The 26,055-nt window shown below is 46.7% G+C and carries 26 protein-coding genes; 12 read left to right on the top strand and 14 right to left on the bottom strand.

The window, feature by feature from the left end:
- Positions 1-41: 41 nt before the first annotated feature.
- From P6M73_RS11420 to P6M73_RS11395, 6 genes are all read right to left on the bottom strand, one after another.
- On the bottom strand, positions 42-1,895 hold the full coding sequence (locus P6M73_RS11420; RefSeq protein WP_277853177.1) for a gamma-glutamyltransferase: 1,854 nt from the start codon (positions 1,893-1,895) through the stop codon (positions 42-44).
- Positions 1,896-1,910: 15 nt separating this feature from the next.
- Entirely contained in the window at positions 1,911-3,080 is a 1,170-nt protein-coding gene (locus tag P6M73_RS11415) for a CapA family protein (protein WP_277853176.1), read from the bottom strand.
- Positions 3,081-3,096: 16 nt separating this feature from the next.
- Positions 3,097-3,549 (bottom strand): poly-gamma-glutamate biosynthesis protein PgsC, encoded by a 453-nt coding sequence (gene pgsC, locus P6M73_RS11410; RefSeq protein ID WP_277853175.1) that lies wholly within the window; start codon positions 3,547-3,549, stop codon positions 3,097-3,099.
- Positions 3,550-3,554: 5 nt separating this feature from the next.
- Positions 3,555-4,808 (bottom strand): poly-gamma-glutamate synthase PgsB, encoded by a 1,254-nt coding sequence (pgsB, locus tag P6M73_RS11405; protein WP_277853174.1) that lies wholly within the window; start codon positions 4,806-4,808, stop codon positions 3,555-3,557.
- Between the two features lie 360 nt (positions 4,809-5,168).
- Complete coding sequence (locus P6M73_RS11400) at positions 5,169-6,098, bottom strand: NAD-dependent epimerase/dehydratase family protein (RefSeq protein WP_277853173.1); 930 nt, start codon at positions 6,096-6,098, stop codon at positions 5,169-5,171.
- A gap of 157 nt (positions 6,099-6,255) precedes the next feature.
- Complete coding sequence (locus tag P6M73_RS11395; RefSeq protein ID WP_277853172.1) at positions 6,256-6,813, bottom strand: helix-turn-helix domain-containing protein; 558 nt, start codon at positions 6,811-6,813, stop codon at positions 6,256-6,258.
- A 190-nt stretch (positions 6,814-7,003) separates the two neighbouring features.
- Here P6M73_RS11395 and ybaK point away from each other — a divergent pair, with 190 nt between their 5' ends.
- Positions 7,004-7,492, top strand: coding sequence for a Cys-tRNA(Pro) deacylase (ybaK, locus tag P6M73_RS11390; protein WP_277853171.1), 489 nt, complete (start codon positions 7,004-7,006; stop codon positions 7,490-7,492).
- 141 nt (positions 7,493-7,633) lie between these two features.
- Here the strand turns inward: ybaK and P6M73_RS11385 are convergent, their stop codons facing one another.
- From P6M73_RS11385 to P6M73_RS11370, 4 genes are all read right to left on the bottom strand, one after another.
- Entirely contained in the window at positions 7,634-9,232 is a 1,599-nt protein-coding gene (locus tag P6M73_RS11385; RefSeq protein ID WP_277853047.1) for an IS1634 family transposase, read from the bottom strand.
- A gap of 338 nt (positions 9,233-9,570) precedes the next feature.
- Complete coding sequence (locus P6M73_RS11380; RefSeq protein WP_277853170.1) at positions 9,571-9,837, bottom strand: hypothetical protein; 267 nt, start codon at positions 9,835-9,837, stop codon at positions 9,571-9,573.
- Complete coding sequence (locus P6M73_RS11375; protein ID WP_277853169.1) at positions 9,834-10,409, bottom strand: hypothetical protein; 576 nt, start codon at positions 10,407-10,409, stop codon at positions 9,834-9,836. The genes P6M73_RS11380 and P6M73_RS11375 overlap by 4 nt, the downstream gene beginning before the upstream one ends.
- A 302-nt stretch (positions 10,410-10,711) precedes the next feature.
- Positions 10,712-11,698, bottom strand: a complete 987-nt coding sequence (locus P6M73_RS11370) for a molybdopterin-binding protein (RefSeq protein WP_277853168.1) — start codon at positions 11,696-11,698, stop codon at positions 10,712-10,714.
- Between the two features lie 840 nt (positions 11,699-12,538).
- On the opposite strand from P6M73_RS11370, the gene P6M73_RS11365 reads away from it, so the two are divergent.
- The 3 genes from P6M73_RS11365 (at position 12,539) to P6M73_RS11355 (ending at position 14,452) form a co-directional block, all read left to right on the top strand.
- Entirely contained in the window at positions 12,539-13,174 is a 636-nt protein-coding gene (locus P6M73_RS11365) for an ABC transporter ATP-binding protein (protein ID WP_277853167.1), read from the top strand.
- A 1-nt stretch (position 13,175) separates the two neighbouring features.
- A complete protein-coding gene (locus P6M73_RS11360) occupies positions 13,176-13,967 on the top strand; it encodes an ABC transporter permease (RefSeq protein ID WP_277853166.1) in 792 nt (263 codons plus the stop codon).
- A 134-nt stretch (positions 13,968-14,101) separates the two neighbouring features.
- A complete protein-coding gene (locus tag P6M73_RS11355; RefSeq protein ID WP_277853165.1) occupies positions 14,102-14,452 on the top strand; it encodes a hypothetical protein in 351 nt (116 codons plus the stop codon).
- Between the two features lie 346 nt (positions 14,453-14,798).
- On the opposite strand, the gene P6M73_RS11350 is transcribed toward P6M73_RS11355, so the two are convergent.
- Positions 14,799-15,566, bottom strand: coding sequence for a sulfite exporter TauE/SafE family protein (locus tag P6M73_RS11350; RefSeq protein ID WP_277853164.1), 768 nt, complete (start codon positions 15,564-15,566; stop codon positions 14,799-14,801).
- A 198-nt stretch (positions 15,567-15,764) separates the two neighbouring features.
- Between P6M73_RS11350 and P6M73_RS11345 the strand changes: the two genes are divergently transcribed.
- The 3 genes from P6M73_RS11345 to P6M73_RS11335 all read left to right on the top strand — a co-directional run bounded on the left by P6M73_RS11345 (position 15,765) and on the right by P6M73_RS11335 (position 18,032).
- Positions 15,765-16,136, top strand: a complete 372-nt coding sequence (locus P6M73_RS11345) for a hypothetical protein (RefSeq protein ID WP_277853163.1) — start codon at positions 15,765-15,767, stop codon at positions 16,134-16,136.
- 47 nt (positions 16,137-16,183) lie between these two features.
- Entirely contained in the window at positions 16,184-17,545 is a 1,362-nt protein-coding gene (rlmD, locus tag P6M73_RS11340) for a 23S rRNA (uracil(1939)-C(5))-methyltransferase RlmD (RefSeq protein WP_277853162.1), read from the top strand.
- Between the two features lie 283 nt (positions 17,546-17,828).
- Entirely contained in the window at positions 17,829-18,032 is a 204-nt protein-coding gene (locus tag P6M73_RS11335; protein ID WP_277853161.1) for a hypothetical protein, read from the top strand.
- Positions 18,033-18,382: 350 nt separating this feature from the next.
- Here the strand turns inward: P6M73_RS11335 and P6M73_RS11330 are convergent, their stop codons facing one another.
- The 3 genes from P6M73_RS11330 to P6M73_RS11320 form a co-directional block, all read right to left on the bottom strand.
- Positions 18,383-19,423, bottom strand: coding sequence for an IS1634 family transposase (locus P6M73_RS11330; RefSeq protein WP_489666448.1), 1,041 nt, complete (start codon positions 19,421-19,423; stop codon positions 18,383-18,385).
- The gene (locus tag P6M73_RS11325) at positions 19,420-19,986 is read right to left on the bottom strand and encodes a hypothetical protein (RefSeq protein WP_277853159.1); all 567 of its coding nucleotides are present in this window, start codon (positions 19,984-19,986) and stop codon (positions 19,420-19,422) included. The genes P6M73_RS11330 and P6M73_RS11325 overlap by 4 nt, the downstream gene beginning before the upstream one ends.
- A gap of 385 nt (positions 19,987-20,371) precedes the next feature.
- On the bottom strand, positions 20,372-20,758 hold the full coding sequence (locus tag P6M73_RS11320; RefSeq protein ID WP_277853158.1) for a hypothetical protein: 387 nt from the start codon (positions 20,756-20,758) through the stop codon (positions 20,372-20,374).
- A 99-nt stretch (positions 20,759-20,857) separates the two neighbouring features.
- On the opposite strand from P6M73_RS11320, the gene P6M73_RS11315 reads away from it, so the two are divergent.
- The 5 genes from P6M73_RS11315 (at position 20,858) to P6M73_RS11295 (ending at position 25,674) form a co-directional block, all read left to right on the top strand.
- A complete protein-coding gene (locus P6M73_RS11315; RefSeq protein ID WP_277853157.1) occupies positions 20,858-21,379 on the top strand; it encodes a WapI family immunity protein in 522 nt (173 codons plus the stop codon).
- A 15-nt stretch (positions 21,380-21,394) separates the two neighbouring features.
- A complete protein-coding gene (locus P6M73_RS11310) occupies positions 21,395-22,330 on the top strand; it encodes a recombinase family protein (protein WP_277853156.1) in 936 nt (311 codons plus the stop codon).
- Positions 22,331-22,583: 253 nt separating this feature from the next.
- On the top strand, positions 22,584-23,504 hold the full coding sequence (locus P6M73_RS11305) for a recombinase family protein (RefSeq protein ID WP_277853155.1): 921 nt from the start codon (positions 22,584-22,586) through the stop codon (positions 23,502-23,504).
- A gap of 170 nt (positions 23,505-23,674) precedes the next feature.
- Positions 23,675-24,232, top strand: a complete 558-nt coding sequence (locus tag P6M73_RS11300; protein ID WP_277853154.1) for an RNA polymerase sigma factor — start codon at positions 23,675-23,677, stop codon at positions 24,230-24,232.
- Positions 24,229-25,674 carry a serpin family protein gene (locus P6M73_RS11295; protein ID WP_277853153.1) on the top strand — a complete coding sequence of 482 codons (1,446 nt, stop codon included), beginning with the start codon at positions 24,229-24,231 and terminating at the stop codon, positions 25,672-25,674. The genes P6M73_RS11300 and P6M73_RS11295 overlap by 4 nt, the downstream gene beginning before the upstream one ends.
- The last annotated feature ends 381 nt before the right edge of the window (positions 25,675-26,055 follow it).

The following is a 26,055-nucleotide window of genomic DNA, read 5'->3' as shown; positions in this document are numbered from 1 at the left end:
AGTGTATTTTCCGAGAATTCTGTTGATGTCAGTTGATTATTTTACTCAGCCGGCACGCTGGTGCGCCATACGCCGCCGCGTCTTGAATCAGCCGCACCGTCCACGGTTTTGGTGACCGGATCAAACAGCAGCGCCTGGATTCCACCGAAGTAGATCGAGTCATCATTGACTCGGATGGAGTAGCCCATGCGGTTGAGATCTTCCGTAACCTGGGCGTTGAGTGCACGTTCTGTTTTGATGACGTTCTTGTCAGCAAAGATCCGGTACCGTTCCATGGCATCGCTCAGCGGAAGGTTGTAGTAGACGAAGTTTGCCACACCCTGTGCCAGCATGGAGGGGATTCGGGCTCCACCGGGAGATCCCAGACCGAGCACTTTGCCATCCTTGATCATGATGGAAGGGGTGATAAAGGAGCGGGGACTCTTGCTGACACCCCAGTAGCCGGGATTTTCATCGTAATCGTTGAAGTTTGTCAGCAGGTTGTTCATAAAGAAGCCTTTGGTGAACTTTCCGGTTCCGAAGAACGTGCCCAAAGTATTGGTCATGGAAACCATCATGCCCGTCTTGTCCACGACAACCAGGTGGGTGGTGTGGGATTCTTCCTTCGGAGCATAGGTGGGGATGGGTTCAGCCATACCGGTTGTTCCGGCGGGTGTTGTGGAGGCAGGATCCCCGGGGTTGATTTCAGAATCCTGGTTCGGAATAAAATCATTCTGATCCAGTTCGGTCTTCACCCCTGGCTTGATCTGGGCTGCCAGCTTCTGAGAATAAGTTTTGCTGGCCAGCGAGGTTGTGTCGATAACATCGACCGAAGGATCAGCCAGTTCCAGGAAGCGGGAGCGATAGGCCAGATTCGTGATGTCGGCAATGAAGTGATAATACTCCGTAGAGTCCACTGAGTAGTTCTGCAGCTTGACGTATTCCATCATGTTCAGCATCTGAACGAAGGTGACGCCAGACATTGGGGGGGATGCAGTAAAGATGTCCCAGCCCTCGAAGGAGCCTTTGACGGCTTCGTCCACATACATGGTGTATCCTGTAATATCGGACACATCCAGACCGGTCACGGCTTTGGCCAGCTCGGAGGCAAAGGGTTCCTTGTAGAAGGAGCCCAGGCCGTTATCCTGAAGATACTTCAGCGTGTCAGCATACTCCGGCTGTTTCACGAAGGTCTGCATGACGCCGCTGGGGAAGAACAGGTCATTGGCTTTTTTATCGAGCAGGTTGCCGAATTTATAGCGCTTCCAGATATCAAACAGAGTGGAGTCCATCTTGAAGCCATTGGCGGCAAGCTGCCGGGCGGGTTCAATCAGAGTTTTTTCATCCACCGACCCGAAGGAAGCGATAAGATACTCCAGACCTTTCGCCAGTCCCGGAACGCCGGTTTTTTTGCGAAGGTTCTCCGGATTGGCGGACGACTTTTCGCGGTACATGATCTGAGTGACTTTCTGATCCGCCGGGGTATAGACCAGAGCGGCGCCCGCTCCGCCCAGACCGGAAGCATGAGGTTCTACCACGCTGAGCACCAGAGCGGCGGCAGCGGCTGCATCTGCGGCATTTCCGCCCTGTGCCATAACTTCCATGGCGATATCTGCGGCAATGCGGTTTGAACTGGAGACGCCGTAGGCTCCGTCAGCGGTGACCACGGTAGTGGTGGTATTGCCAGGCTGAGTCGAAGGGTTGGTCGGAAGGGTCGAGACTCCCGGCACGGTTTTTCCCGTTGAGCCCGGTGTGGTGTTTCCGATGTTGACATATCCCTGGACATTTCCGGTTTCCCGGGTGTTCTGAAAGATCGCCATCAGTGGCTTGACTGCCATGGACAGGATGACGACAAAGCCAAGAACAACGGTCAGTTTGGATGCCCAGCTGCGATATCTGTTATTTTGATCTCCCATTAATTATCCCTCATTCTATTTCGTTCCCAGGTTGATGATGATTTTATCGTCTTTCACTTCCCACTCAATTTTGGAATCCAGATCCTTCGTCAGAAGGGCTTTCATTCGATTGAATTCCATGCCGGCCAGCGGGCCGCTCAGCGGGGATGGACTTGCTTCATTCACCTTCATGGGGGTGAGTTCAACCGTCTTGGATCCGTCGTCGTGTATTTTGAACTGGGCGACCACGGAATCCTTGGTTTTGGACCAGCCCTGGTCAAATACAAAATTGCCCAGTGAGTAGAAAATTACTTTGCCTTTGTAGATTTCCACCGGCTGCAGCGTGTGGGAATGATGTCCCACGACAATATCCGCTCCGGCATTGACCAGAGCCCGGCCGATTTCTTTCTGCCTGGGGTTAGGTGATGAATCATATTCTATGCCCCAGTGAGAATGAACAATGACCAGATCGGCATTCTTCCGGGCTTCCTTGACGATCGGCAGCACATCGGTGAGCCGGGTTTTGTTGGCACCAGCCTGATGATCGGTGGAATAACCCCACTGATAACCGACATCGGTCATCCCGACCGTTGCTACGACAAAGCCATTGTAATCTTCATAATGGATCTGTCCGGACTGGAATTTGTTCAGTCCGCCGCCGATGGCGGCAGTTTCAGTTTTTGCAAAGGTGTCCAGCGTTTCGGTGAGTCCGGCTACCCCGTAGTCCATGAGGTGATTGTTGGCCAGGTTCACGGTTGTAAACCCAATAGAGGACAGGTAGGGGGCAACATCGGCCCGGGCATGAAGGTAAATGCTTTTATCCGGCAGTTCATACTCTGATTCATTCCGCAGAATGATCGGATTTTCGAAGTTGCCCGTGTTGTAGTCGGATGCGTCCAGATAAGGTTTGGCGTAACGGAAAAGGAAATCATATCCCTTGCTGTCCACGACTTTCTGCACATTTCGGCCGAACATCATGTCACCGACCATGGTTGCTGTAAATTTCGCGTCTTTGGTTACCACCACCTGAGCGCTGGCAGTAAAGGCATTGGCCAGCTGTACGACCAGATACAACACAATGAGCCCTAACAGGAGCAGTACCGCCTGGCTGTCAGTCTGACGCCGGTTCTTTTTCTGGAACAGCATGATGCGTTCCTGAAAACTCAGATTTTTATATTTATTTGGCTTTTGGTTTCGTTCTTCCATAGGTCCCTTCCTTTTCCTAGAATATGATGTTGTATCCCAGGATGATGAGATAAGTGAGCGCTGTCATCAGAACAGTACTGGTAACGGTGAGAACGACGCCTTCCTTATGAATCGTGTTGGCGATGAGTCCGGGAACAATAACGCCGATTCCGCGGAATTCATGGATCTGAAAGGGGACGATGGGATACAGAAAGTCAAATACCAGTTTCAGCAGCAAGCCGACGGTAAGCATGGCGGCAAATTTGCGCTTTCCATAAAGAATCGTGAAACGCCCGATTCCGTGAACTACAATCAGATAGGTCAGCAGAGCGAAGATGAACACATAGGCGATGAACATGGGCTGGTCAAAAATCAATGACAGGTATCCCGGAACAACCAGACCCGATGGGGAAATACCGGTGACATCGTTATAAATCAAGCTGACAACAATTCCTACAACTAAGGCAATATACAGATCAGTACCGAACATGGTGATTAATCCTCCTGAAGACTCCGTGAAAGATAATTTGAGAATTTTGGACTGGTTGATTGAAGATTTCTATATAAGTCGGTGTGTTCACTGACCTCTTCCAGGGCTTCCAGAAGCGGCTCGCCGTCTCCGTGGATATTGCCGACGGAGAAGATGACCGAATTCGGTTCCTGTTTTCGAAGTTCCTTCATGATCGAGGCAATGGGAGCGTCTTCCATGTTTATATACTCCGGTGCCTGATACTTGCCTTGCTGATAAGCCTGAGTGATGGGATGAGTGATCTGACCCATGGCAATGATTTTCTTTACGTTCATATAAGGCAGGACATCATCGGCGAACTGCTGCGACCGGTCAACCCGGTCGGGCCGGCAGTTCATAATGACCGTGGCATTTTCCGTCTGATAGCCCAGGGCATTGATTCGCTCCAGCATGGACAGCGTAGAGGAGGCATCATTTACGGCAAAGCCATTGATGAAGTAAACATTTTTGCCGAAGGAGGGCAGGCTCCAAACCTCAGCAGCACCCGGATCCGGATGAGCGTGAAGCATACCCCGGAATGAGGTTTGCCGGTCGATGCCCAGCGCATCGGCGACCGCCAGCGCCAGCGAGGCGTTTTGCGGGAAAACCATGTATTTGAATTTTTTCAGGAACGCTTCTGAGATCAGGTTGTCATCCGCCACATAGACCTTGGTTTTGCGGCGGCGGGCGATCCGTTTATAGTAATTGACGTATTCATTATTGGAAATGATCAGCTGTCCGTTGTAGGGGATCGTATTGGTGAACCCTTCCGCAATCTGGTCCAGGGTGGGTCCCATGACGTCCATGTGATCTTCCAGGACGTTCACAATGACCACCAGATTGGCCTGTACGAATTCTTCCTGCAAGGCTTTCTGGTAATCCGGATTTACCGCCATGCATTCCGAGACCAGAGCGTCGGCTCCTTTTTTAGCAGCTTTTCGAACGACGGATTTTTGTTCCGTTATGTTCGGACCTTCCGGCCGGCGGTAAATGATCTCCTCTACCTCGGAGTCCCAATAAATCATTCGGGCTGCGGAGCCGGTAGTTTTACCAACCACCTGATAACCGGCTTCCTTCAGGATTCCGGTGATCAGTCGGGTAACCGTGGATTTCCCTCGAATTCCGTTGACGACAATTCGCAGCGGGATTTGATCAATATTTTTTTTGACCTTTTTCTTTTCCATGACGCCAAGCGCGAATGCGCCAGCCATGATGACCGGAATCAATGTTAAATTCTGCATCTCTTTAACCTTTATTTCATATTTAACGTTAATATTGTGCCCAATTGGCACACACTAAATCTTAACACATCCACTGTTCAAACTCTACCTTCAACATAAACTTTTCATTAGATGGCAAGGTGTTTACAGGTTGCATTCAGCCATCTTCCCGGGGAGTGAATCAGGTGGTTTCGGATGGAACCGGATGATGTCAGACCTCAAACCAGCTTAATGGACGGACGTGTCCAAATCATGTAGAATTTGAGGCAAATTAGTGACAAAAAAATGACACCGGGCCAGTCAGGAGATCCTAGGCTCCGAATCATTCATTGCCGTCGAGAGCGGGAAGTATGTCGAATGTAGAAACGCAAAAAAAACCGGTCAGTGACCGGTTTGGATTAAGGCAGTTTTCATTTGCTGAATCGTAAGGGACAGACCCTGCCGAATGGGCGTGACCGGAAGAGTCAGGAGTTGGTCCATCTTTTTTGTCGACAGGAAAGACCGCTCAATATCACCAGGTCTGGGTGGACCAAAGTGAGGCGGTTTTGAAAAGCCAGTGAACCCGGCGATCAGTTCATACAGCTGTAGTATGCTGGTCTCAACTCCGGTGCAGACATGAATGGTTTCCTGTCCAAAGCCCGTAAGGCAGCGCAGATTAGCCTGAGCCGCGTCGTTCACAAAGAGAAAGTCGCGGGCAGCCTGCCCGTCTCCAAAGATTACCGGGGTGCTGTCATGGAGCATGGCCTGACTGAAGATCGATACCACACCACCTTCTCCGGATGCATCCTGTCGCGGACCGTACACATTGCTGTAGCGCAGGATGGTGTAGTCCAGGCCATACAGTGCGTGATAGACCTGAAGATAGTGCTCCACTACCTGCTTGCTGACTCCGTAGGGAGAGAGGAAGGAGATGGGGTGGGACTCATCGATTGGCAGATATTGGATTTTGGCAAACATCGATGCCGAGGCGGGATAAATGATCTTGCGGACGCCTGTTCTGACGCAGGCTTCCAGAAGATTCAGCGTTCCCAGGATATTGACGGAGGCGTCATGAAGCGGATGCTCAATACTCTCAGGGACGCTGATTTGAGCCGCGTGGTGAATGACCACTTCCGGGGCCAACTGACTGATCACCTCAGTCAATGCCGGATCTCTGACATCAAAGGTCAGCAGCGGGATCTCAGAAGGCAGATTGGAACGATGGCCATGACACAGCGAATCAATCACCGTCACTTCATGGCCTTGCAGCAGTGCCAGTTCAGCAATATGTGAGCCGATGAACCCGGCTCCTCCGGTTACAGCTATTTTCATTGCCCACCTCTTTGGCTGCAGTGCGATGCGAATGGGTTAGCACTGCGGATATCAATTATTATCCTTATTATAAGGCAGGACAGCAATGTATGATCATTCTTTGCAAGGCAGCAGATAATTTTTGATGATCTATTATTGATGATCAGTGGTAAAGTCACTACAGGGTGGATTTCAGCTTGGCCAATGCCAGATCCTTCATGTAACGGACTTTCCGGTAATTCTTGCTGTATTTGTCGGCATATTCTTTCAGACCGCCATAGGGGTTCATGATGTAATAGGAGATGAGGTCTTTCTCTTCGGTGGAGAGGGTATTGTAACTCTCCTTGAGGGCCCGCTTGTCCAGGTTGTACAATACCTGGGACTCGGTATTGGCTGAATCATCCACCAGCAGGTCCATTAATTCCAGGCCGGAATCTCCTTCGGTGTTTAAACTGTCTGGCTCGGGCTTGGACAGAACCTTGCGGCATTCAAATTTCAGGGCGTTCTGCATACACCGGATAATAAAAGACGGTGCTGTGATCAGCTCCTGTTCATTCAGGCGATAAACGGCATATACGATGGTCTGGTAACAGACCTGCTTGAGATCTTCAAATTCATAGCCGCGAAGGTGATAATAGTTGCACTGCTTTACCACCCAGCCCTCAAAGCTCTTGATTACCTGAAACATCGCAGCCTGATCTCCATTCTTTGCCAAAAGCAACACATCGGTTTTCATCTATTTGGTACTCCTTTAGAGAAAATTGTTCCTACAATAATTCAATATGGTATCCTTAGGATAAAAAGCAGGTGTATTTATATTTCCGAAAATAAAAAAATATAGACAGATTTTTGCGCTATTATTATATTTGTCCTTTATTTACGGATTGTCAATGATAGATTGCATATAATCTGAGGGAGGGATCCACATGAGCGTGAAGACAAATGCCATGCGCCAACTGGACAAAGCCAGGATTTCATATCAGATGGTTGATTATTTACCTTTGAAGGAAGAGGAGGAACTCAGCTACGATGAAATATCTGCCCGAACGGGGGTGCCAAAGGAGAATATTTATAAAACCATTCTTGCAGTCGGTCATTCAGGATCCTACTGTGTCCTGGTTGTCCCGGGTGAAGCCTCCGTTGATTTGAAAAAAGCTGCAAAGGTCCTGGGTGAAAAATCCATCGAGCTGGCAGATGTCAGGGATCTAGAGAAAATCACCGGCTATGTTCGGGGCGGATGCTCTCCGGTAGGGATGAAGAAGCAGTTCCGGACGGTGATCGATCAAACGGCAGGTACTAAGGAGTACATTATGGTTTCCGCCGGCAAGCGGGGATTCCAGTTGAGACTCGTTCCAAACGATCTGATTTCTTTTGTGAAAGGATCCGTGGCAGACATATGCGCCGATATGGACTAAACGATTTCCACTGGCGCTGGCCATCAAAAACAAAGAGCCACTATGACCTCAAGGACTGCATTGCCTTCAAGAGTTGCAATGACTTCAAAGCTCTCTAAACTATAATGGGCCAGAATGCTTTTGACCTAAATTCCCGAAAAATTATAACGTGGATGGCGGGTCTACTCCCAAGTTCGTATACAAGCCTTCCTGCTTCTTGGTCACTTCGCCTACTTGGAGAGCCTTCCCTGGATTTTCAAATGCTTCTATGACATCAAGTTCGTCTAGTAGCTCCTGCATGGTGTAGTTTTGGAATAGACCCTTATCGGCCATCGTCTTTTTCAAATGGGACATAAAAATCAGGGCAATGAATTGGACAAACAGCTTTCCGTCCAGCGAGCTTTCAGATGAGACTGCAGTTCGCCTCAGATTGAGCCTTTCTTTAAGATTCCCAAACGCCTTCTCGACCAGATCTTTGTTACGGTAAATCTCCAAGGCTATGATGGGATCCTTGATGTCGTTACTTAACAGCGCGAAAAAGCCATAGTCCTTTTCAGCTCGAGTGATGGCATCCTGTTTGGGAATGATCTTGATTCCACGTACCGGGGTATCTGACAGTTCAAAGTATTTGGCGTACTGCTTCTCGTTCTCTGGTTTTCGATTTCCGCTCGTAAGCTCAGCCTCCAACTGATCCAGCATCAGATTGAAGCGGCTCTCATGTTCCAACGCCTTCTCGCTACTGTAATAGATGTGCAGATACATGCGGCGAGTATCCTTGATGACATCGCCTTTGCGGGGTCTTGTTTGAGAGTAGTTCCATTCAATGGCGGTGGAATGGCTGTATAACTGATAGATTGAGTTGTAGTTGGTCCTTGTTTTTATGCTGTCTCTGACTTTGTCTAATTCTTTTCGCACAAACTTCAGGGATACTTTGGTGGCAATCAGGAATTTCAGGTTGTTCTGATAAAGGGCATTGATGTTGGCTTCACTGTAAAAGCCACGATCCATGACCAGTTTAACTTTGCCAAAATCAAGTTGCTTTAAGTCGGCCAGCAATTTCTTCAGGGTCGAGATATCGCTGATGTTGCCGGCCAGCTTTCTGTAGTAGAACGGCAAGCCTGAGTCTTCTCCAAAGAGCAGCGCCAGGTTAATCTGGGGAAGCGGATCATGATCCTTGTTCATCCCATATTTGACTTGTTTGAGAGACTCTGAATAGGACGAAATGCTGGTGGTATCATAGGCCCAATATTCATTTTCCATCCGGCGCTTGCCCTGCAAGCGAAAGAAACGTTCTTTTGCTTCTTCCGTAATCATCGAGAACAGATCACTGCTTCGTTGGGAAGAGATGCAGGCCCCATGTGGATGAAAATGGGTCCTATCCCATTTCGGGAAACGAAGAAGGGAGTTGCGGTCCTCCAAAATCAAATAGTAGGCCACGGAGAGGATCTTCTTATAAATCTGCGGAAAGCATGCCTTCAAGTCTTGTGTGATGCCCAGCTGCTCCCCGATCGCATCAAACAGATACGTAGCGCCAAAATAACCATGCCGAGTGGAAGTAGATGGAGTCGGCCCTGGTTTAATCACAGTGGAGACCGGAGGTTGAGTGAGTCGTTTGGAAGGGATCAAATTGCCCTGTTCATCACGTTTGCCAATACAAACACGCTTACTTCGAGACTGTTTCTTCTCTTTGTCCCAGTAGTCGATGGATTCGTAGACGTAGATAACTCCGTTTTTCTTGTTTTTGACATCGATGATATTCATGCGCCACCTCACGTTATAATTATAACGTGTTCATGAGGCAAAATCAAGAGAAATTATGCTGCTAATCCAGTGATATCAACGATTTCCAGCATTCCCCGTTATAATTCGCCGGGAATCCAGGTTTTGACGAATAAAACATCGGATGATTATAACCTCACATTACTGAAACCACCGTCCCTTTGAACCACCGTCAAAAAAGAACTTCTGGCCATAAGAACACCAGGCCATAAGAACCTCAGGTCATAAGTACTTCGTACAACAATAATCCCCGTTCGATCAGATCACCAGATGAGATCAACCGGACGGGGATTGTTGTTGTGTCTGTTATTTTTCATTGATCAGATGGGTTCATCCGCCCCCCTGGGAAAGCGGGGGATAAAGAGCCATTCAATAGACTCTTCCGGTGAGGAATAAATGCCGACTGCGCCCTCTGCGGAAACACAGTAGAGGATATCAGGATCCGGCGGATTGATTTCATCGTGGACTGTACAGACGGCCAGGAGGGATGCTTTGTCATGACATTCTTCGGTTTCCTGGAAGCGCCAGTTCGAACAATGTTTCGCGGCTTCGAGAGCAGCCAATGTCAGAGTCTCGATCATCTTCAAGACAGATCACCCGTTTTCTGTGTTTTCGTTCTGTCACAGTCTTCTGCCTGGTTATGGGTGATTCCATCCCAGCCGGAGATTGTCGCGCAGACGCCGGTTTCCTGCCACAGTTCATCTTTGAGTTTCAGAATTTGCTGTGAATCCTTAATTCCATGAACGATCTCGATGTTGGAAGCGGTTCCCTTTTTACCAAAAGTCAGCTGTAGGTGCTGCTGATCGATGCGGATTCGTTTCAGGTAGTCTTTGCCAGAGCCCTCTGTGTCCCAAGGGTATACCTTGCTGCCCACCAGCAGGCCAATGTTTGAGATCACAGTATCGCCATGAGTCCGCTGCATCTTCCCACTGGCAGTTTTCAAGTAGCTGGAAGGGAAGGTCCAAATCGCATTGCTGGTTATGCGCCGGGCATGAAACAGGTGCTGGTTCAACATGAGCAGAAGGACCCATAAAAGCAGATTGATCCCCATCAGTAAATAGGGGAAATCCTTGGATGTCAGTGAGGACCACATGGTGACTGCGACTGACAGAAGTAAGAGTGCTGTGAGAAGGATTTTTTGTTGCTTTATGACTTTCATATGATGTCACACTCCGTGCACGTAATGATTAATGGAAAGAAAGAAGAGGGCAGGACAACGGTCCATGAAGTTGCGGCCGCCGGTTGTAAGTTGCAAACGCCGGTCTCTTTGATTCCTAATTATAAGGGATGAACGCCTAATAATAAACAGATTATTCACAAATAATTACGGAAATGTTAACGTTATAACTTTTTATGCATTCTCTTATATTTTAGTGAATATTGTTGGCTGAAACTGCGAATTAAGCTAAAAAAAACAACACCACCCCGAATCGAAACTGAGGTGGTGTCAAGGAATATCTGCTATTTACGTACACCGAGCAATCCACCAATGGCCATTTGCCGGATTTGGAATGCTGTCAAGCGTTCATCGGTATAGAGGCGCGGAACCACGAAATCAAAGATGCTGAAATCGGAGGCGACCACTCCACCAGGCAGACCGATAACCGGACAGTCTTGATGGTATGCCAGCATGAACATTGCTCCTGGCAATACCGATGTTCCATAGATCACTACTTGATCGCAGACGGCAGCAATGGCGTCCTTTGTGCAGTCATCGGGATCCACGGACATTCCTCCGGTCAGCTGCACCATGGTGCAGCCTTCATCAATGAAATCCCGGATGGCCTGTTCAATCGCTGCCTGTTCATCCCCTGGGTAGCGAGTTCCAGCAATTACCCCCCCTAATTCTTCATTGCGGCGAACCAGAATGGGCCCAAAGGCATCTGCGATTCGTCCGTCCGATATTTCGGATCCAGTGATAATCAGACCGACTTTTTTCGGAAGGTATGGATCCACCCGAAGGAGAGCAGGCCGGGAGCTAAATGTATCTTCGATGGCTTTCAGCTCTGATTCGGGCTTGAACAGGGGAATAATCCGGCAGGAAGCCAGGAGGTCGCCTTTTTTTACAGCCTGGTTCGGAGTTCGGGTTGAGTAACAGATTTCAGGATCTTCGAGGAGTTCCATGAGACCAGATTCATCCAGACGAAAGACTCCTGCGCAGGGACTTTTCAGGTTGACTTTTCCTTCCGCCGGTTCAGTGATTATGATGGATTCGTCGCAGGTTGAGCGGGCGATGCGCAGCCCGGCTTCATCTTCATGAACCCCTGATTCGGATCCGTCGGTTACATAAACATTCTTCTTTCCAATATCGAGTAAAAGCGGAATATCATTTGCTGTAATCAGATGACCCCGTTTAAAAAAAGCGCCTTTTTCTACTCCGGGTATAATCCGGGTTAAGTCATGGGCAAGCGTCATTCCAATGGCGTCTTCCACCCTCATTTTCTTCATGCTGATTCCTCCTGATTGGAACTTCTGACCCGCGAATGGGCAGATTGATCGATTGACTGCGCCGGGCTAAACCCAATGTCTGATTGGTATCACTATCTATTATAACCACTTTTCATGCAATTATTTGTTATCCCTTTTCAGTCTCAATTTTAATTTTCTGTCTCATACCAACAGATCAGCTGAAAAAAGCAACAGAAACCTCTCGCCAGATCGCTTCGATCCGATGATCCCAATCGATCCGTCCCTTCGGTCAGGCGATGGCATTGTCCGGATGGATTCGCCGGGATGACCGCTCAGTCCATCCGGCCGGGACATTCGAAGGGCGACCACTTGAAAGCTCTTGATAGCACAACACACAGCTGTTCCAGTGGGGGGAGCGCTTGAAAGGATGCGGCCTCACGGCAGGAGGACATGAATCCGGTGGTGTATACCCTGTTTTCGGGGATCGGGCAACGATCGGACCTGGCTTGGAACGGATGCAAGCGACGGTTTTAGAACAACGAGTCATTATGGCAAGAATTGCCAGGACGTGAAAGACTTATCCGAACAGGACAGGACAAAGATTAACAGACATTGACAGGAATCTGTTTCGAGAGTGTTTGAATGATGCCAGTTGCAGTCATGCATAAGTTGCAGTCATGCATAAGTTGCAGTCATGCATCCGTTTTTCACAAAGGGAACGTGATGCTATAATTTAATGGTTGACTCATGGCATCCTTCTGTGCAGTGGCACCAGATTCAATGCCTGGATTGACCGTATTAGCTTATATTTAGGTGTCCGCAGATCTGCCTTCGATGGCAGGAACGTCTGTGGGACAACCGGAAGTGAGGGAATCATTCATGACAGGACAAAAGGTCGTTCTGGCCACCGAGCAGCTTTCGTTCCAAAACTTCTTATCCTATCCTGACCTTGAGGTCTGTGAAGGCGAGTTTATTGCCGTTGCCGGAGCATCCGGAGCTGGAAAATCGACATTGTTTAAATTAATGAACTATACGCAGACACCCACCCAAGGGACGATCTACTATCGGGGGATGCCAACGCATGAAATGGATACGGTTGAGTTAAGACGGAAGATTCTACTGGTCAGCCAGTCGACGTTTCTGTTTGACGGAACCATCTCAGAAAATTTCGACCGGTTTTACGAGTTTCGTCAGAAGTCTCATTTAACCGAAGCGGAAAAGAAGCAGTTTTTGCAGCTGGCGCAGGTACCCTTTGGTCTGGATGAGATATGCCAGACAATGTCAGGCGGGGAGCGCCAGCGTGTCTACATCGCGATCTGCCTGTCGTTTCAACCGGACATCCTGCTGCTGGATGAACCGACATCGGCGTTGGATCAGACAACTGGCAGCAGACTGTTTCATGCCATCAGGGACTACGCGCAACATCAGGGGATGACGGTTCTTGTCATCAGCCACGATCGGTCTCTGCTGGATGGGGTTGCGGATCGTACCATTCTGATCGAGCGGAGGAATTGATATGAAAGGAATCGTCGTCATGCAGATCTGGCAGTTTGCATTAATTTATCTGCTGTTGCTGGTTGTGCTGTTTGTGATGAAAAAAAGTCGGATTGATCAGACCAGGCTGCTGGTTATAGCCAGCATTCGAATGACAGTTCAGTTGATCCTGGCCGGTCTGATTCTGACTTATATTATTCAGAACCCGCATCCTTTGTTTACTGTGGCGTATTTTCTTCTGATGACCGGGTTCGCTATTCTGCGGATTCTGCGCAAGAACAAGGGGCTGAACCGCGGCTTTCAAATCGCAATTGCCGGATCGCTCTTTTTTTCGGGACTGTTTGTCGTGGTCTTCTTTATTGCCCTGGTGGTGGGGGAGTCTGTCTTTAATCCGCAATATATGATTCCAGTCAGCGGGATGGTCGTGGGGAATGCAATGACCGGAACCACATTGGGGGTGAAAACCTTCCGGGAGAGCTTCTCGGGTCAGCGCAACCGGATTGAAGCCTTGCTCAACATCGGAGCACGGCCGGATCAGATTCTTCTGCCTTTTGTCAATCAGGCCATTGAGACGGCTCTCCTGCCGACTCTTAACTCGATGCTTGGCATGGGGATTATCGCCCTGCCGGGAATGATGACCGGGCAAATCCTGTCCGGCACTCTCCCAACCACGGCAATTCTCTATCAGATCGCCATTATGATTGCGATTACGACAGTGGTTTGTCTGTCCGTGTTCGGCTCACTTTATTTTGGGTATCGTTCGATCTACAATGACAAAAATCAGATTCTGCTGGAGTCGGATCCGGCAGCTTAGAAGCTGATACCGGCTGATCCGTGCCTGATTCACGGTTCATTCGGAGTTCCGTTACTGAACGTCCATCAACTTATGGTAAACTGGTCTCATCAGGAATCGATCTTCATAATTAAATCACAGGAAGGGAAATCGATATGAGCATTTGGGATAAATTGAAAAAGAAGCCAACAGTGCCTGCAAGTACGGATTATCACCGGGAAAAAGGCCGCTATGAAAAACCTGAAAATGAGAATTCGCCTGCCGATCACTCAGATGCTTTGAATCAGGTGAATGATGACGCTCTGAAACAGCTGTATGAGGATCAGGCCGTAAAAGCTCGTCTGAAGGAAGAACTGGCAGCCTGCGAAGACAACGAGAAGAAGACCTTTGGTCAGATGCTGGGCAAGGGTGCCGCCACCCTGGGGGAATCACTGAAGAAAGTGTCAACCGGACAGGATCTCCTGGATGAGAACCCGCAGCGGAAGGATTCTCCAAACCAGGACTAGGAGAAAAGGCAGGGACACTCACTCCGGATCCATGCATCCATTCAGTCGAAAAAACCGATCTGACTCAGATCGGTTTTTTCGTGTGGAAACCTGCAGTAATCATCTTACGGATGCCAGGGATTGATTTTTCATCTCGGAAGCGGTTCGGTTCGGGCGATCCATCAGAGGATGCCTGAACTAAAAATCATGGCGTCAACCAGTATGATTACAGCCATACTGGTTACAGTCAGTCTGTTTACTGTCAATCGATTGAAGACAGTCGGTTTAAAGCAGACTGTTCATAGCAGTTGCCAAATGGAATATCAGGATGATGAATAAAGCGGTGTGCCGGTCGGTGGTTTGTGGATCAGGTCATCATCTCATAAATCATCTTGACGAATACAGCAAAACTCATGATGAGGAAGATCGGTTTGACGAAGGAGGCACCTTTTCGGATGGCTACTTTGGTTCCAATCACGGACCCCATCAGGGAGAAGATGCCAGCCATAAGACCGAAGCTGTAGTTGATTTTGCCAGCCAAGGCAAAGACGATGAGGGAGGTAATGTTGCTGATGAAATTGAGAATTTTAGTATTGCCTCCGGCCAGGACAAAGTCCATCCCGAAAAATTTGATGAAGATGAAGAGCAGGAAGGATCCGGTACCGGGGCCAAAGAATCCGTCATAAAAGCCAATGACAAACCCAAAGAACATGCCCATCGCGATCTGAGTTTTGGATTTGAGCTGGAACGTATTGATCAGGCCGAGATCTTTCTTAAAGTAGGTATAGATGCCAACGACCAGGATCATCACCGAAATCAGCGGGTACAGGAAATCCTGATTGATCAGCAGAACTGAATTCACGCCCAGGATCGCTCCCAGAAGGGTGCAGGGGATGATGTATTTGACCAGGGGAAAGTGGATCTTGCCTTGCCGGAAAAATTCGATGGTGGAGGAAAAAGAGCCAAAGGTGGCCGACAGCTTGTTGGTGCCCAGTGCGAAGTGGGGCGGGAATCCGCCCAAAACGTAGGCTGGCACGGTGATCAGCCCGCCGCCTCCCGCAATGGCGTCAACAAAAGCTCCGATAAAAGCGGCGGCGCATATAAAAACGAATGAAATAAGACTGCCGTATTCCATATGAATAATCTCCTTAAGTCCATTAAAATCAGCACTTTTTCCATTTTATCATTCTTTTGTCCGGTCGAGACAGGGTACAGTCAATTTTCCTGTACTCTCCAGCGCAAATCAGAGGAGCATTTCAGATTGTTCCCCTATGTTATAATGGATTTCAGACACGAAAGGGAACTGAATCCATCAAGCCAAAGGAGTACCGATATGAGACGTGTTGTCATCCAGATTTTCAGCATTTATTTTTCCGTGTTTTACGGGATCTTCGGAATATACATGAGGGAGTACCCGATCGCGATTTTTTTGATTATGAGTGCCATCCTGAACTTCATAGTGGCGATCAAAATCAGTATGTTTAAATCCCGGACGAATATGTTCTATAACAGTCTGTTTATGTATCTATCGTTCCTTATAAACTACTTCATGATCCAAAACTTTTTATTGATCAATTCGGATCTGATGAGCAACTATATTTATCGTACGCTGCCTGATTTGTTGAAATACAGCTTCCTCCTGGTAAATCTGGTGGTAGTGATCATAGCTCTGATTGAATTCACCAATTCGAAAGTTATGTATTAGGACAGGCATTCAAATGAAATTTACCGAAAGGCGGAGCTAACAAGTCCATGGAAAAAAGAAGACGAAACCGACCAGAATATGAGATGGAGATCATAGATACCACCTATCCGGGCATTGGCGTGGGGTACGTGGAAGGCCAGGAGATGCATGCAAAGCATATGTTTCCAGGTCAGGTCATTCTGGGCCGGCATCTGAAAAACAAGCAGGGCATCGGTCAGATGATGGTTCTGGATAAAGTAAAGGCAGCACCATGGGAAGTTGAGCCCAAGTGCGTTCATTACTTAAAATGCGGCGGTTGCATGAGCCAGGAAGTCCCGTATGACCTTCAGATTCGCTGGAAGGAAAAAGAAGTCCTTGAGATGATGGAAGCCGGCGGCTTGATCCCGGTTCGATATCACGGTATACACTCCAGCCCGGAGCAGTATCATTATCGAAACAAAATGGAGTACACCTTCGGGGATGAAACCAAGGGTGCACCCCTTAGTCTTGGACTTCATTACCTGAGTCGCAAGAACTCAATTATTACGGTGGATCAGTGCCAACTGGTATCGGAAGATTTCAATCGCCTGCTGCGTGCTACGCTGGATCACTTCAGTGCAACTGGAATACCCTACTACTGGCCGATGAGCCATCAGGGAACCCTGCGCAATCTGATCATCCGGGAAGGCAAGCGAACCGGAGAGTTAATGGCAATTCTCGTGACCGCCACCGACCCAGAACTCGATCCCCTGGCTTGGGCCAACGAACTGCTTAAGACAGACTTGTCTGGCAAGCTGACCTCGATCTGGCACATGACCAATGATTCACTTCAGGATGCCGTAGTGGCAGACCGGCTGGATCTGTTGTATGGGGAGCCCTATATTCATGAGATTGTCTGTGGACTGAATTTCAGAATCTCCCCGCAAAGCTTCTTCCAAACCAACACAGAAGCGGCCGAGCGTATGTACCGGCAGGTTCTGGAGTTTGCCGGAGATCTTGCAGTGAAAGATGTGTTCGACCTGTACTGCGGGACCGGTACCATCGGCAACATCCTGGCTCCTTACGCCAAACACGTGACAGGAGTCGAAATTATTGAAGAGGCCGTTCAGATGGCACAGGAGAACGCCAAAATCAACGGAAATGATAATGCCACATTCCTCGCCGGTGATGTGAAAGACGTCATAGCCACACTAACCAAAGCCCCCGATTTGATCGTGGTAGATCCCCCCAGAGGCGGAATCCACCCCAAAGCACTCCAGTACCTCCTGGAGTTTAAGGCAGAACAGATCATCTATGTCTCCTGCAATCCCAAAACAATGGTTCAGGATGTCATGAAGATGACCGATTACGCAATCCATGATCTGGTTCTCATGGATAACTATCCCAATACGAACCACATCGAGGCAATCGTATTGATGTCAAGAAAATAACACTCTAAAGCCCAGTAATACAGCGGTTTCCAGGATTTCGACTCATTATGAATGATGAGGAAGAATGCCTGAAAACCGCTGTTTTCTAGTATTGGGTTAGTTGTCCAAAGGCAAAAAATCAGTCGGGTTGAGTGAACACTTTAGATAATGAGTGATTATGTCGAACCTGTGTGAAGATGGAGTGTAATGAAATAATCATCCATTTGCTTAATATAGAATCTGAAAGCTTAACCTTGTCAAGAGTATGTTATAATATCATAAGAATACAATAGGAGGATAGAGTATGAATAAGGATGATCCGAAGATTATTAATTTTGATGATATCTTCAGCTATTTTATAATGCTTATTCCTTATGCACTAAAATTCTTTGCGATAGTTTTTATAGGCATTTTAGGTGAATTTATTATCTCTGAATCTCCGTTTTCTGGGCTAATGTGTTCATTGGGTTTAGCAACATGTTTTATAATAAAAGAGTTAAAAAACTAAAAAAATACCCAAGGTATAATTATCGCCCTGTTCACCGAGGTTTTTGTTGTACGGGGGACATGTTGGCTAACCACCTTGTTGTAAGATACACTGCCATTTTTTCTAGTATTGGGATAATTATACAAAGGTAAATAATCGGCCACGTCGAGGCAAACGTATTGATGTCTCGAGTCGATAAATAGATTATTGTAGAACCATTGATACCAAAGGTTTCCAGGTTTCGAGCGCTTTTTTTGCGACCTCCGTTGCCGGGAAACCTTTGTTTTTTACGCAACTAAATCAGTGCCTGCGGGTCAAAAAACCATTGGGTTGAGTGGATACTTTACCCAAATTCCCGGGAATTCTATAGTCTACACTTCAAAGTGGAGAATGGTTTGAAGAAATTCCTCCGGTTCGATGGCGAACGCGCTAAGAATGTCCTTTTGTTTCCTGGTCAGTGGCTGGAGCAAACTGCAGCCTGATCCATAATCGGTCCGCTTGATCGTTCCCATCTGTTTGACCACCCGGTTGATGGATTTCTCCCCGCTGTTTTTCCCATGATTGGTCAAATCCGACCACAGAATAAGACTCAAAAAGGCGACAAAGGCTTTCCCTTCTGTCGTCTTTTCTGTGTGCGTCAGAAAGCGGTCATAGTCGATGCTGTTTTTTAAATTCTGGAAGGCCTTCTCCACCGTGTCCCGTCGCCCATAAAGTCGTAGTGCCTCCTCTGCGCTCTTATCCTGGGTATTGCTCAGCAGGCAGAACATGCCGGCCAGCTCAATCATCTCGGTGATCTTCTCGTGATTGCGTTCGTACTCCTCAATCGGTGATGCATTGCGTGTCACATCATAATACTTGTTATACCGAGTAATACTGATGGGCTTCATCTGATTTTGCAGCTCTTCCTCGAGACGATCAACATGCTGGTAGATCCGGGCTTCTTCATCCGCCGCACTGGATGTGTTCAGGTAGATGTGGAGGGTATAGGGCAACTCATTGATCTGGATCACTTTGGACAGTCCATAGCAGCTGGTCTGGGGGATGTGATAACGAGAGTGACGGATCACCGCGGTTGCCTCGATTAATGCCTGACGATAGATTTTCTGGGATTTGGGAGCAGCCATCAGGAAATTGAGTTGGTTCTGGGCCATGAAGCTCAGATTGTCTAGGGTGAGAAAGCCTCGATCCATGATGTAGAACAAATCATTGAGACCGACCAATTCGCCCAATTCCATCATATAGGGGAAAAAGGCCTTGTCCACGATACTTCCGCTGTAGATCTCATAGCAAAGCGGGAGGGCTGTCTTGGTGCCATAAAGCATGCCGATGTTGAGTTGCGGTAGGGTTTCCTGATCCCGATTATAGCCGTACTCTGCCATTTGGATCTCCGCATAGGTCGATATGCTCGTCACATCATAAGCCAGGGTCTGTTCCTCGTCTTTGTGGAAAGCACTCCAGAGCTTAAAAACCGAAAGCGCTGCTCTTCGCTGATCTGTGCAAACAGTTCGCTGCTGCGCTGGGAATTCAGACTGAGCCTTGTAGAAAGTAGGCTCTCCCGGATGAACAGATCCAGATTCATCATGACATTGCCTTCGCAGACCATATAGATGGCCATCGCCAAAAGCTCTTGTGCCTGCAAGGGAAATACCTGTTGTAAAGCCTTGGTCAATCCAATAGCCTCAGCTCGCTGCCACAACAGAGCGATATGACCAGCCGCCAGAACCTCTTGAGGCGGGGTCAGGGAAATGGCATCGACTGGCAGCGGATAGAACTCAGTGAATCGTTCATTGGGGATCATCCAACCGGGACGAGTAGGATCCTCTTTGCCAATGGCAACTTCCTTGGCTGTAGGGGTACCCAATGCGTTTCTGTAGCGTTTTTCGACATGATAGACGCGTCTGGGCTTATCCGGGCCATCTTTTTTGTAGGTGATGCGCTCGGTGGGAATTGGGATTGAAATATTGAGCATTGCCATAATATCCCTCCTCTGTAGACTACTTATATTATAGTCTACAGAGGGGTAATAAGCAAGATAAAAATAAATTAAGTCACAGAGCCATCTCATATGAAATCGGCTCTGTGACTTAATTCGAGGAAAATCCAACATCTATGTCACCCAATTGGGGGATCAAACCGAAGGTGTAGACTATACTATTTCCGGGAATTGGGGTACTTTAGATAATGGGGCTGTTTTAGAGGGTTGAGAAGACGGTTTTGATTTATAAGATTTAAGTCAATTTTGATTCAGGGAAAGCACAGTTGAAAATCGTAAATGAGGATAGAAACATAATCAAATGACAGCAAAATAGACTAAACATCATAGGTGGTTTCTGTGAATATGATTATTAGGCGAATCGTGTTTATTTGCCAGTAACCCACTGGATTTCAAAGTCCAAGCAGGCCTGGTCAGCACGTTTTAATGGTATTATGGAAATATATAAAAAATCTCCTGACTGTAATTCATCTTTTTCAAGAACACGCTGCCTGGTCAGGCTGATTAGGATGATAATATAATCAAAAAGTTCTGAGTAGGTTTTAAAGAGTTGTCTTTTACTGAATGTTATAAGATCTGGAGAGGTGCTCGCTATATCAACGAATTTCATTAACTGAGCAGTTAATCCGTCCATGCTTATATTGATTGAGGATTCCCAAGGATCGTTCGTTAGTCTTAGTGAATATGCCGTCAATCGATCGCGGAGCCTTGCTTTAATTTCTGAGTCGCCAGGGTAATAAACTGAAATATCCATACTGGTACCCCCTTGTTAGTATCATATGTTAGCTCTATAAATGGCCAGTATCAAGCACAAATTAATAATTACGGATCAATTTTTCTTTGGAGGTATAACATGTGGCTTAATTTGGATATGGAGGGAATAACGTTCCGACTTCAGATTCGTAATTACATACCGACCTTTGATGAAACGGACTCAAATTGGTGCAGGGTAGATTTATCTTTAAGATCTGGAGATTGGTTGAATTACCTCTTGAAAGATGATGAATTGCTCTTCTCCTATGAAGTAGATACGTTGTTAGAATCTCTGGAAAATTTATTAAATGATAAGATTGAAATTATTCAAGAAACGGAATGTATAGAACCAGATTTTAAATTTATTTTTCATCCGAAGACTGACTTAAGAAATGATCCTCGATACATTTTTATTCAAAAGGGTTACGAAATAGAAGATGGATTTATGGAATGGAATATCATCTTTTGGAACGGGGGAATCACTGATAATTTCATTTCTATCCACTTTGATAGGCAAGACATAACTAATCTAGTTTGTTACTTAAATCTCGTTGTTGGAAAGATCGATATTCATGATGAAAAAGTAGATCACTTGATCAATAAGGGTACAATAATTATCTAGGATCGGGGGTTACTAATGGCAGAAAAGACGATTACTTACATTCCACCAAAACCTCAAGTAAGAGAGAAACGAGTTGGGATCTACTGCCGTGTCAGTACAAACAGCACGGAGCAGTTGAACAGCCTGACAGCTCAAATTTCAGCCATGACCAGATTTATTTCCATCAATCCAAAGTGGCTACTGAGGGACATCTACATTGATATCACATCAGGCAAAGCCGGTTCTCAGAGGAAAGAATTTTCTCGAATGCTTCAAGACTGTAACTCTAAGGATTTGGACATTATTTTGACTAAAAGCATCAGCCGGTTTGGACGGGATACGGTGGAGGTTCTTGAGGCTTTGAGTCAGCTCAAACAGCTGGGTATTCGAGTGATCTTCCAACAAGAAGAGCTGGATACCGCTGAAGTGGAGAGTGATTTAATGATTTCTGTTATTGAAGCCTTGGCCCAGGCAGAAAATGAATCCCGCAGCCAGAACATCAAATGGGGTATCAAACAACATGCAGCGCAAGGTAGTTCCAAGTTATATAACCGAAAGTGCTTTGGGTATGTGAGTGGAAATGAAGGCAGCTTGGAAATAATCGATAGTGAAGCGAGGATCGTTAGATTCATCTATCATCAGTATCTTCGAGGCATGAGTGTAGTAGGGATTAAATCTGAACTAGAGCGGCTTGGACTCAAGTCTCCCAAGGGTAATGATCACTGGTGCAAAAGGACCATTGATGTAATGCTTAGCAATGAAAAATATATGGGGGATGTGAAGCTCCTGGATAATGGAAAGTACGATGATTATTATCTGGCTGAGGGAGCTCACCAAGCCATCATTCCGAAAATGATGTTCTATGCAGTCCAAATTGAGAAAGAGCGACGAAGTAATGTTGTTAGAAGTGATGAAGAGGGAATCAAACGAAAGAACAAGAAATACAGTTCAAGAGTCAGAAAACACCAATAGCCTAATCGAGATTTTGGCTTGAGGAAACAGAATTACTTTCAAGGCGGTAATAACACACGGTTTATTTAAGATTACGTCCCGCATTAAAATAGCCTAATAACTTCATGTTGAGACGGTAGTATTGATGTCACGCAATATATAGTAATTTACAAAACTACGAACGCAATATGTTGTGTTTTTGCTCATTTAATAAACATAAATTGCCTACTTATCATCAGTGCAAAATTGCTAATTAATGATGTGGAGGGAGCTGATGGATTCAAAGATTTGGTATATACCGGCAAGGAATGACCGTTTGGACAAGAATGTTGGAATCTACTGCAGAGTCAGTACAAACGAAAAAGAACAGCTTTATAGCCTCGCAGCACAGATTTCTGCTTTGACAAGAGCGGTTGCAAATGTCGGTCAATGGAGACTGGCAGATGTCTTTATTGATATTGCGTCTGCAAAAGGCGACGTCCCACGTAGAGAATTCGAACGTATGATTCAGGAATGTGAGGCCCACCGCATTTCTGTTATCCTGACAAAGAGCATCAGTAGATTTGGGCGGGATACGGTTGATACATTAACTGCTTTAAATAGAATGAAAGCTTCTGGTGTGCGAGTGATTTTTGAAGAGGAGAGCATTGATACTGATGATGTTGACAGTAATCTTTTGATTTCGGTAATGGAATCTGTTGCACAATCCGAGAATGAAAGCAGAAGCGAAAATATTCGTATGGGTCTTTCCTTCCGAGCAGCTAATGGAACTTCTGGTTTATATAAGCGAAGGCTATATGGATATAACAAGACTGAGACTGGCGAACTGGTTATCGATAATGGACAGGCTCAGGTGGTTCGTGATATTTTCCGGTGGTATCTCGGTGGTGACAGCGTACTGGGTATCATTAAAAAGCTATCTGAAGCAGGCATCCCTTCTCCTACAGGCAAGGAGAAGTGGAGCAAGCGCTCCATAGAGAAAATGCTTGAAAATGAAAAATACACAGGTACTGTTACACTATTAGATTCATCTACGCAGGAATATGAGTATCAGATAAAAGATAATCATCCGCCAATTATTACAGAGAATGAATACAGGTCGGTACAGGAAGAAAGAATGAAGCGAAGCAATATAGTTACAGATCATGACGGTACGCATCGTAGCAGTAATAAATATAGTTCGAAGAAGAAATAACAAATTTGAATTTGTTCGCTCAACTGTAGTATACTTACGGCTGTCCTCAACCGGACTGCCGTTTTTCAAAAAAGATATTTTTTCAAATCTCATGCAATGAAACCCGATTTTCTACGAGTAGATGAATGAAGGGCTTTTTAAATCAAATCTGACCGACAGGAGGTGATTGGATGGAGGATAATCGTATTGTTGACCTGTATTGGCAGCGCAATGAGGACGCAATCGCGGAAACTGCGTCAAAATACGGTAAGTATCTGCACAGTATCGCATATCAAATCCTCTCCAATACACAGGACACCGAGGAATGCGTCAACGATACATATACCGGTGCATGGAATACGATACCTCCCCACCGTCCTTCCATCCTATCAACCTTTTTAGGAAAGATCACACGCCGTATCTCTATTGACTTATGGAGAAGACACAGCGCCGAAAAGCGCGGCGGCGGAGAGATGAGCTTGGTCATGGACGAGCTGGAAGACTGTATATCTGCTCCGTCGGATGTGGAAACGGTCATCGAGCAGCAGGAAATGGTTCGGATAATCGGGGAATTTCTCGATGCGCTCCCTGTAACGGAACGTCGGGTGTTTCTCAGACGGTATTGGTATATGGATTCCATTGCCGATATTGCATCGGATTTCGATTTTACCGAGAGCAAAACCGCTTCCATGCTGCACCGTATTCGTTCCAAACTGCGTGAGAAATTGGAAAGTGAGGATTATCTATGAAGAAAGAACAAATCATTGATATTATTGGGGAAGCTCCCGATCATTATGTGAAAGACGCAAAAGAATATAAGAAAAAGCGGCGAATTCCCCGATGGTCAAAGTGGATGGGCAGCATTGCGGCAGTGCTGGCAATCGCACTGCTTGTGACCAACATGCCGGGGATTCCGCTGACCGTCTCCGCCCATGCGATCAGCGAGGCATCGGAATCCCGTAAGATGGAACGACCGGAAAACGGAAGCGATTCCGAAATGTTTGATGAATGGAGGACACAGCTTGACGCTCGCAAGGAACTGGTGGAAACAGCGCAGACACCGATTGCCGGGTTCGCAGGGCTTGTTTCGGACGATGTCCTTTCCGGCGTAGATGGGACTAACCGGGTTTGGTCCCCCATCAATGCTTATATCGCGCTCGCTATGACCGCAGAACTGACAGACGGTGAAACGCAGGCGCAGATTCTGGATGTCCTCGGAGTATCCGATGCAGCAGAACTGCGGAAACGCGTCAGTGCTGTATGGGAAGAAATCTATGAGGACAACGGAAAGGAAATCAGCGTTTTGGCTAACTCCCTTTGGCTTGATAAGGATGTTGAATATGTACAGGAAAAGATGGATTCCATCGCATATGACTATTATGCGTCGGTGTATCAGGGAGATCTCGGAAGCGAAAAGACCAACAAAGCGATGACAAACTGGATGCGGAATCAGACCGGCGGACTTCTCAAAGACCGCACACTGAAATGTCAGCTGGAACCGAAAGACCAGGTACTCGCTATTGCCTCCACAATATACTTCCAATCCCAATGGGCAGATAAATTCAATGCTTCCGATAACACGCATGGGATGTTCCATGCTGTCACCGGCGATGAAGAAGCTACCTTCATGAACAAGAAGGAATACCATATGAACTACTATTGGGGCGAAGATTTCGGTGCTGTTCAAATGTTCCTTGAAAACGGTTCTTATATGTGGTTTATCCTTCCGGACGAAGGAAAGACAGTCGATGATGTACTGGCAAGCGATGAGTACATGGATATGATCACGCAGCTTTCAAATAACTCTGAAGAAGAATCCAATCGCAAATGGATGAAGGTAAATTTCTCTGTTCCTCAGTTTGATGTTTCGGCAAGCACCGACTTAAAAGAAGCGCTTCAAGCGGCAGGACTTACAAATCTTTTCGAACTGTACGGAAATGACTTTTCCCCATCCATTATTAAAGCAAATGAAAACGATGATCCCGTCTATCTCGACAGCATTAATCAGGATACCCGTGTGAAGATCGACGAAAAAGGTGTCGTAGCGGCAAGTTATATTGAACTGAATTTCGGCGCAGGAGCTGCCATGCCGCCGGATGAGGTCATAGATTTTGTCCTTGACAGGCCGTTTGTGTTTGCCATCACAAAGAGCCAGATTCCGCTGTTTGTGGGAACTGTGAATACTCCATAATAATGTTTGCGCATTGGTAATGTGCAGACAAATGAATTTCAGTTTGTTTTTGTATGCGAAATTGAAATAGCCTACTTATTTGAAGCAATAAGATGGATGCCGAGACAATTCACTACACATAAAAAAACTTGCAAAATCAATGTTTTTTTACAAGTGATGGACATGTTTCTCAATAGCCTAACTATCACACGTTGAGACTGTGGTATTGATGTCAAGGGTTGATAAATAGAAAGCTGAAAAAGGCTATAAACAAAGGGTTTCCAGATATTGAGTTTTTCTCTTGGCTGCTCAGCCGGAGATACTCATATCAGGAAACCCTTATGGTTGCTGTTTGTGGTAACATAGCAACTGCCCTGAAAGGTGATAGGGTTGAGTTGACAA

The sequence above is a fragment of the Anaerococcoides asporogena genome (genome assembly GCF_029590275.1).
Taxonomy (GTDB): domain Bacteria; phylum Bacillota; class Clostridia; order Clostridiales; family Clostridiaceae; genus JG1575.
Note: the sequence above shows the minus strand (reverse complement) of the source record. Positions and strands in the feature narration are given on the sequence as shown.